The sequence below is a fragment of the Lentilactobacillus kisonensis DSM 19906 = JCM 15041 genome, assembly GCF_001434135.1.
Taxonomy (GTDB): Bacteria; Bacillota; Bacilli; order Lactobacillales; family Lactobacillaceae; genus Lentilactobacillus; species Lentilactobacillus kisonensis.
Window position 1 is genome coordinate 1 of record NZ_AZEB01000041.1, and the last position, 16727, is coordinate 16727.

The window sequence follows — 16727 nt, forward strand, 5'->3', positions numbered from 1 at the left end:
TACGCGCAGATTTCTGCTTTGCGCAGCTGTCTTATAAAAGTGAGCGGAGCAGAGCGCTTAGAAACTGGAATATAAGTCTCCACAATCAGAAACTCCTGGGCTTGGAGTTTTTGGTTGTGTTGCTTATATGGAAGTTTCTGCTCTGCACAGCTGTCCTAAAAAGTGAGCAAATCCAGGCGGTTAGAAACCGGAGCGTAAGTCTCCTTGGAGAGAAATTCCCGGGCTTGGAATTTTTCTCCAAGGTGCTTACGTGTAGGTTTCTGCCTGGAGGAGCTGTCCTAAATCAGCATGGCTATCCATCAAATTAGAAAGCCCTTAATAAGCCCTGATCACCTTAGTTATTTTTGGATCACCTATAATAAACCACATCCAGAACCTTTAATCAATTCCTCGATTTAATCAATTTATAACCACCTTATTTATCGTATTCGGTTTAACGCAGTGAATTAGTCGGTTTCCCGAAATAGTAAAATCATTAGCAACTAAACAAAACATCCCCATTTAGTCACACTATAAAACGTGGCATCAAATGGGGATGTTTATTTTTCCAATTAAACTAATTAAACGTTGCTAACGAATCCATAATCAACTGAATAAATTTCTCCCGGTCAATATTCAGTAAAACATCCGTATTTTTAGGCTTATCTGTCAATTCATAGTAATCACAAACAGTCTCGCCATCCGTTAAATCACCTTGATTTTCAACATCGACGTTCATGAGTTTACTTTCAAACATCGCTGGGTCAATTAACCAAGCAATGGTACAAGGATCATGTAGTGGCGCCCCCTTAAAGCCCCATTTTGGTGCCTCGTGGTAGCGTTCGAAGAATTCGAGCAACCCATAGAAAGCATGGGCAACCGGATTCTTGATGTCGTTAATCTTTGTAATTTCACTCTTAAGAATCTGGGCTTTGTGGGTAACGTTCAATGGCGCCATTGTGAGGGGAATCCCCGAATTTAGCACAATCTTAGCCGCTTCCGGATCAACGAAGATATTAAATTCAACCGAAGGCGTCCAGTTTCCAAGTCCCATTGCGCCACCCATAAAGACAATTCGCTCAATTTTAGCCATTAGTTCCGGATAAACCCGTAGGAATAGGGCAGCATTCGTCATTGGTCCCGTCACCACCAAAGTAATCTTCTCATCAGATTCTCGGATGGTTTTCGCCATCAATTCAATTGCCGGCATCTTTTGGGGCTCAAAATCAGGATCAGGCAACTCAGCACCATCTAGGCCGGATTTGCCGTGAACGTTTCCGGCAGTTCGAAGCGGCCGCAACAGTGGCGTCTTGTTGCCACTGGCCACCGGGATCTCCTCATGTTTCATCAAGGTCAACATCCGCATTGCGTTATTCAACGTTTTCTCAGGGGTTTGGTTACCTGCCGAAGTGGTAACTGCCGCTAAGTCAATCTTGGGCGAAACAATCGCCAGCATCATTGCTAAGGCATCGTCGTGGCCTGGATCACAGTCTAAAATAATCTTTGTCATTATAATTTCCTTTCTATTTTTAATCTACTAGTGTTTGAGCTTGGGAACGAAACTTACGAGCAAAAAATGAAGCAAAAATAGTTGTCCCAATACCAACGATACTCAATGCAATTACTACTAGGGCCCCGGTTCCAGATAACTTTGTGGCTGCAATTGCAATGTTACTGACAAATCCCATTCCATATACTACATTGATGAAATCCATGAATGGTATCGCAAATCGTTTACCTGAAAGCAGTCTTACAAGTGCCCAGCCATAAAGAACTAGTGCAAAAATGATTGACCTCGTAAGGTTACCCATATTAGGGCTAGCAGATTGCATCATATACGTCATTGAATTAGTGATAGCGAACAGCCCCATAACTAAAAATATGGTTAGTGTCATTCCTTGTTTACTAAATTTCATTTTGAAACCCCTTACTTTTTAATCAATAGCTTTAGAAGTAAACACCTACAATTGTTCCAGTGAGAACTGAAGCCAATGTTGCCCCAACCAACAACTTCATTGAGAATTTAGCAACGTATGCACCTTGCTGGCCACTGATTGATTTAATTGAACCAGTAATGATCCCAATTGTTCCAAAGTTAGCAAATGATACCAGATATGCTGAAATAATCGCATTAGCTTTAGCGCTTAACGTGGCGGCAACACCATGCAAGGTTCCCATCGCAACAAACTCATTAGTAATTAGCTTCGTCGCCATTAAACTACCTACTTTAACAACATCATGCATTGGGACTCCCATCAAGTAAGCAATTGGTGCAAACACATAACCAATTAAATCTGTAAAACTCACATGAATAATAGCTAAGAATGTATTGTTAAGGAAGGTAACCAAAGCAACGAAACCAATTAACATCGCACCAACGGTAATTGCGAGTTGGAACCCATCAACAATGTAATTTCCCAAAACTTGGAAGAATGGTTCATCGTTACCCTTAGATATTTTTACTAACTCATCATCTTTTTCAGGAACGTAAGGGTTCACAATACAAGAAATGATTAATGCTGAAAGAATATTCAAGAATACAGCAACAACAACGAACTTTCCCGGAACCATCTTCATGTATGAAGCTAACATTGCGGCAGAAACTGCACTCATTGCTGATGCACAGATCGTATAAAGACGCTGTTCAGTTAACTTTGGAATTTGTTCTTTAATTGTCAGAAAGACTTCTGGTTGGCCAAGAATAGCTGTTGAAACGGCAAAGTAACTTTCCAATTCGCCCATTCCAGAAACTTTATTTAATGCCCAACCTGTCCATTTAATAATGAATGGCAAAACCTTAATATAATTCAAAATACCAACCAATGCAGAAATGAAGACGATTGGCATTAAAACGTTTAGGAAGAATACAGATCCCCCTGGTTTAATCATTAATCCGCCAAAAACAAAGTCAACACCACCAGCGGCTTGGAGCATTAACCAGTTGAAGAAAGCAGAAATTTTCTTTAATGTGTTAATGCCACCAGAAGTATTTAAACAAATAAACGAAATGATAATTTGTAGTGCAAATAATTTAGCAATCGAAATAAATCGAATATGTTTACGATCACTACTAATTAACCACCCAATACCAAACACTAATAGTATACCGGTCAGTAGAAATACAAAATTCATAGTTTTTCGCCCCTATCTTGGCCTATTGTTTTCCAAACTCATTCAAGAATGATGTTACTTTTTCGAGATTCAAGTTACCTGGTGTATTCCCAGCAAATTGTTCGTGCAAAACATCATCAGCGTTTGAGACAACATCGTCTTGTTGAATCTTATAATCAGAGAATGGGTGTAGCCCGAGGATATTATCTCGAAAATCTTTGTACGTATGAATGGCGATATCCGTCGTTTGGCTCTCCGGCGCATCTTCTGGATATTGAGCACCAATAATCTGACCAATTTCACGAACTTTCTTTGGTAAAATCGGCCCAACTAATTTAAGAACCCCTGGCAACGCATACGCAACCGCTTCACCATGGACAATATGATATTTTGACCCCAGAATATGGGCACTTGAATGACCGATATTGGTGCCAGCATTATTTAACATCCACCCTGAAAGTGCTGCTGCAACCATGACGCGTTCTCGAGCCTCCCGATCACTACCATCTTCAACTGCTCGTGGCAAATAATTGTAAAGAAGAAACATGATCTTCTCGCAAACTGCATCCGTAATCGGTGATGCCAACTTCGAAAGATATCCTTCGGCCGCGTGAGAAAATGCATCTAATCCAGTAGCAATTGTCATCTTCTTTGGGAGTGATAAGACTAAATCTGGATTCAACACCGCATATTCACTAACAGCATTATCAGCTAAAATTGCTAATTTCTTTTGTGAACTCTTATCAGTAACAACTAATGCGTTTGACATCTCACTGCCTGTTCCAGAAGTGGTTGGGACTGCAATCAGACCCGGGCAAGGCTTAATTGCTCGGTTATTACCTTCATAATCAGCAATCTTTCCACCATTAATTCGAACAATGTTTACTCCCCGCGCAACATCAATGGAACTACCACCGCCAATTGCAATAATGCTATCAGCTTGATGTTGGTTAAATGCCGCAACCCCAGCATCAACAATTTCTGTTGGTGGATCGGATACGACTTTATCAAAAACCGCAAAGTCAATTCCTTGCTGCTTTAACTTTTCTTGAGTATCGATCACCACCTGAACTTTAGTTAAAAAGCTATCCATGATAAACAGTGGTCTTTTATAACCTTCTGTTTGAAGAATATTTAGTAAAGTTTGGTCTAAGTGGTTCGTACTTACCACCTTTACCTTCTGTAAAAATTTAAAGTTTACCAAATTATCCCTTCCTTTCATTAAATACATGCTTTTGAATCCAACCACCCAAGGCCTGAATCGTTGGCCCCGTGGTTAAAGCCGTTATAATCGTTATGGCACCAAATTTCCCACCCAGGAGAAATCCCGTTGTCAATAATGCCAAATCAAACGTCACTTTACTTCTTCGAACACTCCAACCAGTACGATCCCTAATTGTTAACATAAAACCATTAAATGGATCTACGCCAATATCAGCAGCTACAAACATACTGATCCCAATGTAATAGAGGCTAATTCCGGTGGCACCTCCAAGACATCGAGTAATTAAGGATGTGTCAGTAAAAATCATCGGGTAAAGATGTGATCCAATCGTAATGAATAGTCCATATGGGATTAAATACATTAAGGTCCCGATATTGACATAATGGCGGCCAATCAGCATCAGGATGATAATTAAGCCAATATTCAAAAAGTTTGAAACAAATCCCAGTTGAACAATTGGGATGCTAAAAGCCACTCGTAAGCCATCGTAGATTATCCCAACCGGATCATTTCCTAAGCCCGTATTATTATTAAAAGCAACCCCGATACATACTAAGAAAATCCCAAGCATTGCCAAAGTGACTTTCTTAATGCTTAATCGGCTTTTAAGAGCGTCCGTTTTATTTGCGATCAATTAAAGACCAATTTCCTTTGCCGCCTCATCTGCTCGTTCACAGAATAAGCGGACTTTTTCAATATCTTTCTCCATATTGCCACCTTCATATTTGATACTGGTTTTAGTGAGTGAATCCACTCCATAAGGCTTAATCTTCTTAATTGCATCAGCAACGTTGTCTGGTCCCAGACCGCCCGCTTCAATAACTGGTACATCAACAGACTCAACAATTTTAGCGTCAATATTCCAATCATGGGTTTTGCCACTTGCACCAATTCCAGTGTCTGGTGCTAACCCTGAGTCTAATAAGATATAATCAACAAATGGCGCAAACTTCTTCGCCCGATCAATTGCCGTTTCGTTATCTACAAGAACTGCCTGCATCAATGCTGTATCTGGGGCCACTTCTTTTAAGCGTTTTGCAAATTCAGGAGTTGCCGCATACCCATCCCCAGCAACGTGAAGAATTTCCGGTTGAACCTTTTCAGCAAGTTGAAGCATTTCTTCAGGGTCATTGGTAAGCATAATTGCAACTAGTTTTACCCCCCGTTTCTTAGCTTCATCATGAATCTTATAAACTCTTTCTAAAGGAACCCGATGAGCTGGAACGCCACCATTTTGCATTGGAACCAGACCAATATTATCTGCTCCGGCTTCCATCGTCTTAACCGCTTCATCGAACTGAATTAAAGAATATAATTGCTTAATCATTATTTGTATCTCCTCCTAATTTAATTAAAGAGCAACTGACATGCTTTCCAACTTTGCATAAATCTGATTAACAGTAATATCTGGAACTGACTTTGTACTTTCTAAAGCAATGCTCGAAGCAGCTTGAGCGATCCTGCCAATTTCGCCAAGTTGCCTATTTGGATTATCAAAATAACTCCAAGTAATTGCTGCCATGCCACAATCACCCGCACCATTTGCATTCACAATATTGGTCTTAAAGGGGTGAATGATCAGCATCTTTTGATTGTTTGCACATAGAATCCCATCAGCGCCTAGTGAAATAAACACATTCTTTATTCCTTTATTAAGCAATGACTGGGCAGCCTGTTTTGCTGAATGTTCGTCATTAATATCAATACCAGTTAATAAGGATGCTTCTAACGCATTTGGCTTTAAGGTAGTCATCTTATCTAAAATGCCTTCAAAGTGACGAGCCTTAGCGCAAGAAACGGTATCACCAAAAATCGGTGCGGTAACATTTTGACCAATCCAATCAATTGTCTGTTTATTTAAATTAGCGTCAACTAAACATACCTTGGCATTATTAATGAAATCCAATCGTTTTTTCAAAAATGATGGTGAAATGTATTCACAGATTCCCATATCATTAACACCAACTAGCATGTCTCCATGCTCATCGGTAATATACATGTAGGTTGATGAGCGCTCACCCTTTAGCTGGGCAGCATAATCCAGGTGAATGTTATTACGCTGACATGATTCTTCTAATAGTCTGCCGTTATAGTCATCACCATAAACGGTGATTAGATACGTTGGGACATCTAAGTGTGCTAAATTTTGAGCAATATTTTGACCAACGCCACCAACAGTCATGCCAACAGTTCCAATGTTAGAATCACGGTTGATAACTTTCTCACTTGGCATCCCATAAATATCCATGTTCATTCCGCCGATAACAACAACATAATCTGTAGTTAAATATTTTGGGCTTATCATAACGCTACCTCCAAAGGTTTAATGAGCAGCTTTTAAACAAATGTTTATGTTGATAAACATTTGTTGCCATAAAGATACAACATTTTGAAAGCGCTGTCAATAAAAAGTTAATTTTTTAACAAGCCACCTATTACGAAAAAAGTGATAACCCAAAATAGTTTAAAGACTACTTTGACCTATCACTCTGAAGTGACCCAATCACTTTACTTTAATGATTAAGCTTAAAATAATTCCTCATCCCAAAAAAGACCACATCTCAATGTAGTCCTCGATTCAATACTTCTTTAATTAAAATATTTTTTAACAACCCTTTTCAATAGCAGATAATTCATATCATCATTTACTGCCTGAACCGTCTCAGAAGTAATATGTGCTGCTGCGTTAGCAAAACGAGCGCTATCTTTAAATGAAGCGTTATTCAAAAATGCCCTAACCAATCCTGATGTAGCAGCTGCGCCATCACCATTTGTATTCTTAACCCCAACTGAATTAACGGGGTAAAAAACACGTTCACTTTTACTTTGATAGAGCATCCCAACCTCATCAACGTATAAGAAAACATTTTCTACACCTAAATTATTGAGTGTCATTGCGCAACTTATTGACGTCTCCTTATCATTTGGGGTAATTCCTGTTAGCACAGGTGCTTCAACGCCATTAATAACCAGTGTATTTAATTTTGATAAGCTTGATATGAGTCGTTTAGTCTTCACTAAGGAAACTGCTTTCGCAAATATTGGTCCATTGAAATTGTTACAAATCCATTGAATTGTTTCTTCGGGCAAATTACTATCGATTACAACACAAGTCGAATTATGAATAACGTCCAATCGAGGCTGCAAAAACTCTGGGGTCAGATAGTCATTTATCCCCATATCATCGAGCCCTACAAATCGTTCGCCGGTGGCTTGATTTAAATAAATATAACTAGACGTCTTTTGATTAATTAACTGCTTGGAATATGTTATATCCATATCATTATTATTTGCATCGACTTTGAATTGTTCACCACCCAGATCATCGCCGTAAACTGAAATAAAATAGTTGAATACACCAAGTTTACGAAGATTTAACGATATATTTCTACCCAAGCCACCAATTGCGTGATATACATGCCCTGGATTGGAAGTCTTTGTCGTAAAGGTTGCTTCTGCAATTCCATAAATATCCATGTTAACCCCACCAATAACGGTTACATGTTTCTCTGGGGCAACAATATATCCCTTTCCCCGTAAATACCCCTTTTTAGTTAAATTAGAAATATGGGCAGCAATACCAGAACGCGAAATGCCAGCTAATTTTGCTAGATCATTTTGGCTTATCATCGGATTTTGCCGGATCCATTCTAATATTTGTTGTTCCCGCTCAGTAATTTGATTATTCTTATCCATCATTCAGCCACCAACTAATATTTTTTTATTCCGATTGGAATCAACTCTATTCGTTACTATTTCAAAATTAAAGTTGCTTCTTTATGAACAGGTAAATTATAACAATTTAATAGTCCTGATGTGGATTTATGTTGCTCTCTTAATCAATTCCAACACTACTACGACATCTACTTGATAAGGACGATTACCCTTTCACCGAATTGCCATACGACCTATTTTAAAATATGTCGGGTGGTAATTTGGGAGACCACAAAAAAAGTCCTCGCACTTTGACCGCAAGGACTTTTCACTGTTATTCTCTTTGATCTTTCTCAAAAATAATCAGTCGTTGACTATCACTTAAACTAAATTCATATTGCTCCTACTTCGCCACATACATCCCCTTCAAATTAAAGGACAGGCCAGCACTATTATAGATTATTCCCTTAATCTTCGCCTTTCTCATTTGAGAAATCGTTGCCTGGTACAATGGTGCAACACCTTGGTCGGACATAATCACTCTAGATGCATCAATCATATCTTGCCAGCGTTTTTGCGGATTAGTGGCATCCGTTGAAGCTGATTTTTGAACGAGTTTGTCATAATTCTTATTCGTCCAACCACCTTCATTAAAGGTATTGTTTGATTGCAAAACCTGTAGGAACGTATAGGGATCAGAATAATCAGCTCCCCAATTTGAAACGAAAAAGTCAAATTGATGGTGGGTTTGCCGCTGAATGAGTGATTTTAGTGGTACGGACGCAATACTAATCTTGAGGTTTGGCAAAATCTTCTCAAGTTGTCCTTGGACGTAAGCTGCCGAATGTTTAGCCGCCGTGCTATCGCCACAAAGCACCTCCAACTGAAGCGACTTCTTATGAAGCTCTTTTAACGCTTGCTTATAGGCTGCCTTAGCTTTTGTCGGGTTATATTCCAGGCCAACGTTTCCCTGTTTAGCCTCTTTGGTAAAATCTTCACCGGTCTTTGGATTGCTTGCTAATCCCTGGGTCACAAACCCTTGTGCCGGAACAGAACCATCAGCTAACACGTTTTTAGTCAACGATTGACGATCCATCGCATAGGAAAAGGCTTGTCGTAACGCCTTATTTTTGAACGCCGGCCGGGTACGTTGATTGAACTCTAAATAAAAGATCCGAGAATCCTTCAATACGTGCATGTCCTTATTATTCAATTCATTCTTAACTTGAGTCCCGGATAAGGTGGCCACATCCAACTGATTTCCCTGATACATGTTGTACATCGTTGATGGATCCTTAACAACTTGATCGTTAATTTTCTCAAGATAGACGTGCTTCTTATCCCAATAATTCTTATTGGCAGTCAACGTCCACTTTTCATTAGTACCAGTCCAGCCGTTCATCTTAAACGGCCCATTGTAGACCATTTTGGCTGAGGAGGTTCCGTAAGCCTTTCCGTATTTTTCAACGGCCTTTTGGTTCTGGGGGAAGAATAGTGGGAAAGCCATTAATAGCTTAAAGTAGGGAATTGGCCGTTCTAACGTTACTTGAAGCTTGTATTTACCAATTGCTTTTACCCCCAAGGTACTTGGTTTGGCTTTACGAGCCTGAATCTTGTTCGCATTTTTGATGCCATCAAAAATATACCCATACTGTGAGACCGTCTTGGGATTAATCGTTCGCTTCCAGCTGTACTCAAAATCATGAGCAACAACGGCATCACCATTACTCCACTTTGCGTTCTTGCGAAGGTTAAATGTGTAGACCTTCCCGTCACGTGATTCAGTCATTTTAGTGGCAATTCCCGGTAATAATTTATGATGATTGCCAAGTCGATATAATCCTTCGTTAGTATTACCAACCATCGTAATATCAATTGGCTGGGTTAGCTTGGAAGGATCCAACGTCGTTAAGTCTTCGGTCTCTGACCAATTAACCACTTGCTTAGTTGCCATATTGGCCTTCAAATTCCCTGAATTTTCAGCCGATTGTTTCTTTCCACACCCTGATAACAATAGAATAATGGCAAGACAGCTGCCGACAAAGTATCCAGCTTTTTTCATTATTAACCCTCCACGAGGTTCCCTCATTGTATAAAAATTCGCTTAATTTAATATTTTAAGAATAATGGCATCTGGCGAAGGTGTCAATACTAATTTTAATAATATTAAAATTAGATGAGTCTTTTATGGGCTCTTCAACTATTAGGCGAAAAGAAGTGTCTACGATGGCAAGACCACTTAGCTAGCTAGTTTTGAAATTAATTGAACTTATAATATACATCTGAAAGTGAGAACGGGATTAGTAACCGAAGGAGTTTTGAGCGTTCTGTTTGTATTAGTAATACCTAAATAATACTATGTAATCAAAAAGAGGAGCTGTTTAAAATGAAGGCACGAAAGCAGGGTAACACCTTAGTATTAAGTATTCCAAAACAGTTTCAAGTAACCGAAGGAGCTGAATTCATGAGTACGCAAGCTGAGGACGGTAGCATCACATATGTTCCCAAGACGCCAAACATCTATGAAGATCCCAAATATTCAAACCAAGACTTGCGAGTTAAGGATGATATTTTGGACTCTGACAAAACCACGGGCCATGAGGAGCTTTAATGTATTCAATAATCTATAGCAGTGGTTAGCAAAATAATTAGAAATCGGAATTTACGCGCGTTTAATTAACAGTTATCAGCATAAAAAGCAGAAGTAACAAAAGATTGTGAGCAATAATCTTTTGTTACTCCTGCTTTAATGTTTCACATGAAACATCTAAACATTAACCACCTTAATATCCAAAAAAGTTTCAATCTCTTCACTTGGAATCGATTTAATTGCAGGACCGCCAATTTGATGAACGTAGATCAGATTTAGATGACCCTCACGATTCTTCTTATCATTTTTAATTTTATCAAAGACTTCTGAGGATTCTAATAAAAGTGAGGTTGTCGGTAAGCCAACCGCTTCTAATCGATCAATCAGTGTCTGGGTTAAGCCCACTTGTGATAATCCCTTCTCTTCAAAGATTCGGGTAATTGCCACCATCCCAATACTAACGGCTTCACCATGACGCAAATCACCATCAGCCAGGGCTTCAACCGCATGACCAATTGTATGACCAAAGTTCAGCAGCTGTCGCAAGCCACCCTCCTTTTCATCTCCCATCACCACGTTAGCTTTGTATTGAATGGAATGGATACTTAACGCTTGGGCATTCGCCAAAATATCTGTTGGTGAATTAATTGACTGAACCAATTTCCAAAGATCACCGTCAGATAACGCCGCAACCTTCACAATTTCACCGTATCCTTCAACCAAATCACGGGTTTCTAAAGTTCGCAGTGTATTGGGGTCAATGATCACCAAATCCGGTTGGTAGAACACGCCGATGATGTTCTTAGTGTTATCCAAATCTACAGCAGTCTTCCCACCAACTGAACTATCAACTTGAGCGAGTAATGACGTTGGAATTTGGATCAAGCTAATACCACGCATGTAAGTTGCAGCTAAGAATCCAGCCAAATCACCAGTAACCCCACCACCTAACGCAATAACACCATCATCACGATTGAACCCGTCAGCGGCCATTTGGCGGGTCAAATCGCCAAGCACAGTTAACGATTTTGAGGCCTCACCCGCTGGAAATTGGTAATTATGGACGGCAAAGCCCACCGCCGTTAACGCATCAGCCACCTTGTCTTGATATAAAGGGGCAACGTTACTATCACTCACCAAGGCAATTTTTCGTTTGGACCAAACGCTTGAAACTAGTTGGCCAGTACAGTTTAGGATGCCCGCTTCGATTTCAACGTTGTAGCTGTGATCCGGTAAGTTCACTTCGATTATTTTCATAATTTAACCTCACTTTTTTCTTTAATCGGGGTCGCTAGAGTTTTACGAATCGCAAAGGCTTTAGCCGCCATTTCACGGTACTCGTCTGGTTTCAGTGCTTGAGCGCCATCAGAGAATGCGTGAGCTGGGTCGTCATGAATTTCAACCACTAACCCGCTAGCACCCACCGCAACGCCAGCCAATGCTTCTGGCGTGACAAATTCAGTATGGCCAGCCGCGTGACTGGGGTCAACAATCACTGGGTAATGGGTCAACTTTTGTAGTACTGGCACGGCTCCAAGGTCCAACGTGTTTCGGGTGTATTTATTGTCAAACGTTCGAATGCCCCGCTCGGTAATGATAATCTGATGATTCCCACCGGCAGCGATGTATTCAGCGGCATTTAAAATATCATCGATGGTTGCTGACATCCCGCGCTTTAGCATCACTGGAATATTCGTTTTACCAACGGCCTTTAAAAGTGAGAAATTCTGCATATTTCTGGCACCAATTTGGAAAATATCGGTGTACTTGGCAATCATGTCAACGTGGTCTTGATCCATTACCTCGGTTAAAACGTCCATATCATTCGCATCAGCGGCCGCCCGTAGAAATTTCAATCCATCTTCGCCCAGTCCTTGGAAAGAGTATGGCGATGTTCGTGGCTTGAAGGCACCGCCCCGGAGAATCGTTGCGCCACCACTCTTCGCTACTCTCGCCATCTTCATCACGTGTTCAGCGGACTCAACGGAGCACGGCCCAGCCATCATGGTGAAGTGATCACCACCAATTTTGCTGTGCGCCGTGGTGACAATCGTATCTTCGGGATGAAATAAACGACTTCCCTGAACTGCGGCTGGGACATTATCAATAATCAAATCGATGGCCCCTTTTTCTACTGAGTTTAAGTCTTTCTCGCTAATCCCTTGAATGGCAACCCGGTTATGATGAACGAAGACTTCGTTAGTCCCGTTGAACCGACTCTTAATTTCATCAACAATGCTTTCATGACCTGCTTTAACGATAATAATCATAATATGATCTCCATTTCTTTTGGCTTATTGACATTTTTTGTAAAATAAAACTCCCGCAGCGTCTATATCTAGAACACCACGGGAGTTTCCTGGTTTAAGGGTAAAAAATTGGTCCCGCAGTATTTTGAAAATTTACTGTGTGACCGACCTGATCATGCTGAAATACTATTGGTCGCACAGGTTGTAGGATGTGCCCACAACCTGCACGGTGTGAACACTACAATGGCCAATAGTAATAAAATCGATTAATTTTTTGATTTGTTTTCCGCATAATTAGAATCTCCTAATAAAGTTAAATTTTAATTGCAGTTATCATATGATAATTTTTAGGTTCTGTCAACCCTTAAGTTTGAAATAAGCGAAATCTATGTACTTGTCTTAAGCACTCCCCACGTAGTAAGAGCCTGCATTTATGCAATGGTCAAAGGATTTTTGAATCCTATTCATTTCGCTGGTCACTGGGATTAGGATTGCTGCGTAAAGATGAGGATTGCACATAAAGCATTACTATTAAAAGATCCTAAGAATAAGCTGATTTTTGATAGCCTAACCGTCATCCTATTTCACATGGACTAGGATCGCTCCGCAAAGCAGGGATCTGCGCGTAAGCACCTCTAACAAAAATTTCAAGCCCGGGAATGTATTTCTCATATATTTGGATCTCATCTCTTGGGCTTCATAGATTAGGACCGCTCCGCAAAGCAGAAAGCTGCACCTAAGCTACTGTAACCAAATTTCTCTGGCTACATGGATTAGGACCGCTCCGCAAAGCAGAAGTCTGCACCTAAGCTACATCACGCAAAAATTCCAGGCCCAGGAATTTCTGCGTGATGCAACTTAGGCTCCGACTTCTAACCGCTTTGCTACGCGCACTCTCATTTTTCTTGACAGATTCTCATAATCGCCGTAACCTAATAACAATTAAATATCCGTCCTACAAAACCGTTGATGTGGAGATCAAGATTGTTATGCTCGTTAAGAGAGCCACCGTTGCTGGGAGTGCGGTCGAACGCAGGCAGTTAAATGGACCACGGAGGGTTCTTCCGAAAGTTACCGAGTACGAAGAAACGTTCAGGCTGACGTCAGATGCCGGGAGTGTGTTCGCACTTCGCTAAGAGTCCGGTTATGAGAACGACTAACTATTGAGGACGTTTTTAAACTCAATTAAGTCTCGTTAGTAACCCTAAATTAAGGTGGCACCGCGGTATTCTCCGTCCTTAACAAATCAATAAATGATTTGTTAAGGACGGCTTTTTTTTATGAACATTATCAAACGACAGAGATACAACTTTTGAAGTTACAGAACCATTCCGCCTCAACCAAAATTAATCAACTCGGAGGTCTTACACCATGCATTTGAAGGAAATCAAACGATGGCAATCCCAATCTAGTTAACTAACTCAAACTAAATTGGAGGTCATCATATGAACATCAAACAATTACAAACTTACGCAGCTAACTACCCAGCGGTTCCCATTACCCGTCAGTTTCAACTCAAATCGTTCGATCCCATTGCGATTACCCAAGCTTTAGATCACCCGGAATCTCCTTGCTTTCTTTTAACAGGAAAACCAAAGAAAGATGAGGATGGCTACAGTTTTATTGGTATCAATCCCACCAAATCGTTCACCTACCGGAACGGCAAGCTCAAAGTTACTAACCGAACTGGTGAAACTTTTGAAAAAGCGGTTGCTTTAAAACCGGTGATTGAAGCCGTGCTACGAGAAAATCGAACGCCCCATATCCCAAACCTGCCCCCATTTTTAGGTGGGCTGGCCGGCTATTTTAGTTATGACTACGAAAAATATGCCACAACCGCCCAATTACCAACCGTTCAGGATCCAATGGGTCTAAATGATGCTGACTTATTACTGGTAGACGAAGTGATTGCTTATAATCACACCACCAAAACGGTAACCCTTAGCAAAATCGTAAACGCCAATCAACTTACGAATTTGTATCACTCAGTTATAGCAGACCTTACTAACCTACAAAATCAACTGTTAGCAGTGACTGGTGAAAAACTGTTACCACCATTTTCAATGACCCCACTGCAATTGCAATTTTCCTTACAAGAATTTACTGAAAAGGTAGCGCAAACCAAGCAGCACATCGTTGATGGTGACATCTTCCAGTTAATCCTTTCCAATCCCCAGCAGGCTCAAATGCGCGGATCATTATTTGCCGCGGCGCCTACCCTCTTTCGGGAAAGTCCCTCGCCTTATCAATTCTATTTCCGCCACAATGATTTTGAAACAATTGGGGCCTCCCCCGAAACCCTCATTACCAAACGGGGACAAACCCTGTTCACGTATCCGCTGGCCGGAACTAGACGGCGGGGACGTGACAAGGCAGAAGACGATCAGTTGGCATCCGAACTTCAGCACAGCCCAAAAGAGTTGTCAGAGCACAACATGTTAATTGACCTGGGGCGAAACGATCTGGGAGCCGTGAGCCAATTTGGCAGTGTTCAGGTAACCGCTTATCGTAGACTCTTAAAATTTGCCAACGTCATGCACATGGGGTCAACTGTTGAGAGTACCGTTAAAAAGAACACTTCCGCTATGGATATTATCAACGCTGTCTTACCAGCTGGCACATTATCAGGCGCTCCAAAAATTTCAGCGATGCAGCTGATTGGCCAACTGGAAAACCGTAAGCGGGGTGTCTACGGCGGCTGCCTGGGCTATTTGGGCTTTGATGGGGACCTAGATCTCTGTATTGGCATCCGGCTTGCTTACCGTAAGGGTAAAACGCTGGTCGTTCATTCTGGGGCGGGGATCGTTGCCGACAGCGTTGCTAAATATGAATATCAGGAATTTAACAATAAAGCTAGCGCGGTTGTAAACGCACTAAAGGAAACTGCAACGAAAGGCGTGATTCTCGATGCACTATCTCATTGATAATTATGATAGCTTTACCTACAATTTATACCAACTCATCGGTAGCTTAACGGATGAACCGATTACCGTCCTTAAAAAGGATGCGGTCACTGCCACCGAATTACAGGCACTTCATCCTGAAAGCATCATCCTATCACCGGGACCCGGACGGCCAGAGGATGCCGGCAATATGCCATCAATCCTCAAAGCATTTATTGGTAAGGTCCCGATCTTAGGCGTCTGTTTGGGTCACCAGGCAATTGCTGAGGCATACGGTGCTAAAGTTGTGCATGCGCCTAAACTGATGCATGGCAAGCCGTCCCAAGTCAAGATTACAGAGGCAACTGGATTATTTACCAACTGCCCCAAAACGTTTGAAGCCGCCAGATACCACTCACTAATCGTTGACCCCAAAACGGTTCCAACTCCCCTGCAGGTCACGGCTAAAACGACTGACGGTGAGATTATGGCGATTGCCGATAAAGCGAACCAAGTGTATGGCGTCCAGTTTCACCCTGAATCAATCATGACCGACCTAGTAGTTGGTAAGCAGATCGTGAGGAATTTTTTAGCAATTGTTCAGAAACATCAACGATTGGTGGTCAAAACATCATAAAATAAGCGTGACATCACAAAACAACCGTCCAATAGCCTTACACGCTCTAATTGGACGGTTGTTTTGTGATGTCCCTAGCCTAATTTTTAAATCATTGCACCTTAAAATTCGATTTAAAAATAAAGCCACACGATGGGCATCGGTTTAAACCGTAGCTGATCTGCATCGGCCGGTGACACTTGGGACAGTTTCCCTGAACTGATCTCGGAATTTTAGTAACCTTTTTGGGTGCTTCTGATTGATCTGCCATGCCTTTTCCTCCAAAAATAAATTGGGTCCTCAGTGCGATATCACCTTGAGGTATTTTGCGGGCATTGCGTCGACTAGCCAAATGCCACTTTTAGTTGGGTGAACTACTTGTCACTAAAATAACGAGCTTCTAGGAACACCGCGGACTTAC

Annotated in this window: 15 protein-coding genes; 4 read left to right on the forward strand and 11 right to left on the reverse strand. The window is 41.1% G+C overall.

The window, feature by feature from the left end; genetic code table 11:
- Positions 1-556: 556 nt before the first annotated feature.
- From rihA to FC98_RS12720, 9 genes are all read right to left on the reverse strand, one after another.
- Entirely contained in the window at positions 557-1492 is a 936-nt protein-coding gene (gene rihA / locus FC98_RS12680; protein ID WP_169788697.1) for a pyrimidine-specific ribonucleoside hydrolase RihA, read from the reverse strand.
- Between the two features lie 16 nt (positions 1493-1508).
- On the reverse strand, positions 1509-1895 hold the full coding sequence (locus tag FC98_RS15225; RefSeq protein WP_008856405.1) for a hypothetical protein: 387 nt from the start codon (positions 1893-1895) through the stop codon (positions 1509-1511).
- A gap of 31 nt (positions 1896-1926) precedes the next feature.
- The gene (locus FC98_RS12690; protein ID WP_054655996.1) at positions 1927-3111 is read right to left on the reverse strand and encodes a NupC/NupG family nucleoside CNT transporter; all 1185 of its coding nucleotides are present in this window, start codon (positions 3109-3111) and stop codon (positions 1927-1929) included.
- 22 nt (positions 3112-3133) lie between these two features.
- Positions 3134-4294 (reverse strand): iron-containing alcohol dehydrogenase, encoded by a 1161-nt coding sequence (locus FC98_RS12695; protein WP_235803637.1) that lies wholly within the window; start codon positions 4292-4294, stop codon positions 3134-3136.
- A gap of 1 nt (position 4295) precedes the next feature.
- The gene (locus tag FC98_RS12700; protein ID WP_008856401.1) at positions 4296-4949 is read right to left on the reverse strand and encodes a YczE/YyaS/YitT family protein; all 654 of its coding nucleotides are present in this window, start codon (positions 4947-4949) and stop codon (positions 4296-4298) included.
- A complete protein-coding gene (locus FC98_RS12705; protein ID WP_008856400.1) occupies positions 4950-5642 on the reverse strand; it encodes a phosphoribosylanthranilate isomerase in 693 nt (230 codons plus the stop codon).
- A 24-nt stretch (positions 5643-5666) separates the two neighbouring features.
- The gene (locus tag FC98_RS12710; RefSeq protein ID WP_056949672.1) at positions 5667-6620 is read right to left on the reverse strand and encodes a PfkB family carbohydrate kinase; all 954 of its coding nucleotides are present in this window, start codon (positions 6618-6620) and stop codon (positions 5667-5669) included.
- A 284-nt stretch (positions 6621-6904) separates the two neighbouring features.
- Entirely contained in the window at positions 6905-8011 is a 1107-nt protein-coding gene (locus FC98_RS12715) for a PfkB family carbohydrate kinase (RefSeq protein ID WP_235803638.1), read from the reverse strand.
- A gap of 361 nt (positions 8012-8372) precedes the next feature.
- Entirely contained in the window at positions 8373-10031 is a 1659-nt protein-coding gene (locus FC98_RS12720; protein WP_054655998.1) for a peptide ABC transporter substrate-binding protein, read from the reverse strand.
- A 324-nt stretch (positions 10032-10355) separates the two neighbouring features.
- Here FC98_RS12720 and mazE point away from each other — a divergent pair, with 324 nt between their 5' ends.
- A complete protein-coding gene (gene mazE, locus FC98_RS12725; protein ID WP_008856396.1) occupies positions 10356-10580 on the forward strand; it encodes a type II toxin-antitoxin system PemI/MazE family antitoxin in 225 nt (74 codons plus the stop codon).
- A 156-nt stretch (positions 10581-10736) separates the two neighbouring features.
- Here the strand turns inward: mazE and aroB are convergent, their stop codons facing one another.
- Complete coding sequence (gene aroB, locus FC98_RS12730; protein ID WP_008856395.1) at positions 10737-11816, reverse strand: 3-dehydroquinate synthase; 1080 nt, start codon at positions 11814-11816, stop codon at positions 10737-10739.
- Positions 11813-12829, reverse strand: coding sequence for a 3-deoxy-7-phosphoheptulonate synthase (aroF, locus tag FC98_RS12735; RefSeq protein WP_056949673.1), 1017 nt, complete (start codon positions 12827-12829; stop codon positions 11813-11815). Before aroF ends, aroB begins: the two co-directional genes overlap by 4 nt.
- Before the next feature lie 968 nt (positions 12830-13797).
- Between aroF and FC98_RS14775 the strand changes: the two genes are divergently transcribed.
- The 3 genes from FC98_RS14775 to FC98_RS12750 all read left to right on the forward strand — a co-directional run bounded on the left by FC98_RS14775 (position 13798) and on the right by FC98_RS12750 (position 16327).
- Positions 13798-13944: a hypothetical protein gene (locus tag FC98_RS14775; RefSeq protein ID WP_156637319.1), complete on the forward strand. Its 147-nt coding sequence runs from the start codon at positions 13798-13800 to the stop codon at positions 13942-13944.
- 309 nt (positions 13945-14253) lie between these two features.
- On the forward strand, positions 14254-15732 hold the full coding sequence (locus FC98_RS12745; RefSeq protein ID WP_008856392.1) for an anthranilate synthase component I family protein: 1479 nt from the start codon (positions 14254-14256) through the stop codon (positions 15730-15732).
- Positions 15716-16327: an anthranilate synthase component II gene (locus FC98_RS12750; protein WP_008856391.1), complete on the forward strand. Its 612-nt coding sequence runs from the start codon at positions 15716-15718 to the stop codon at positions 16325-16327. Before FC98_RS12745 ends, FC98_RS12750 begins: the two co-directional genes overlap by 17 nt.
- Positions 16328-16727 lie beyond the last annotated feature (400 nt).

Bases quoted from the DNA above. Each gene is read 5' to 3' on its own strand.
- FC98_RS15225 (WP_008856405.1), bottom strand. From the start codon at position 1,895: ATGAAATTTAGTAAACAAGGAATGACACTAACCATATTTTTAGTTATG.
- FC98_RS12690 (WP_054655996.1), bottom strand. From the start codon at position 3,111: ATGAATTTTGTATTTCTACTGACCGGTATACTATTAGTGTTTGGTATT.
- FC98_RS12705 (WP_008856400.1), bottom strand. From the start codon at position 5,642: ATGATTAAGCAATTATATTCTTTAATTCAGTTCGATGAAGCGGTTAAG.
- FC98_RS12710 (WP_056949672.1), bottom strand. From the start codon at position 6,620: ATGATAAGCCCAAAATATTTAACTACAGATTATGTTGTTGTTATCGGC.
- FC98_RS12715 (WP_235803638.1), bottom strand. From the start codon at position 8,011: ATGGATAAGAATAATCAAATTACTGAGCGGGAACAACAAATATTAGAA.
- FC98_RS12720 (WP_054655998.1), bottom strand. From the start codon at position 10,031: ATGAAAAAAGCTGGATACTTTGTCGGCAGCTGTCTTGCCATTATTCTA.
- mazE (WP_008856396.1), top strand. From the start codon at position 10,356: ATGAAGGCACGAAAGCAGGGTAACACCTTAGTATTAAGTATTCCAAAA.
- aroB (WP_008856395.1), bottom strand. From the start codon at position 11,816: ATGAAAATAATCGAAGTGAACTTACCGGATCACAGCTACAACGTTGAA.
- aroF (WP_056949673.1), bottom strand. From the start codon at position 12,829: ATGATTATTATCGTTAAAGCAGGTCATGAAAGCATTGTTGATGAAATT.
- FC98_RS14775 (WP_156637319.1), top strand. From the start codon at position 13,798: ATGCTCGTTAAGAGAGCCACCGTTGCTGGGAGTGCGGTCGAACGCAGG.
- FC98_RS12745 (WP_008856392.1), top strand. From the start codon at position 14,254: ATGAACATCAAACAATTACAAACTTACGCAGCTAACTACCCAGCGGTT.
- FC98_RS12750 (WP_008856391.1), top strand. From the start codon at position 15,716: ATGCACTATCTCATTGATAATTATGATAGCTTTACCTACAATTTATAC.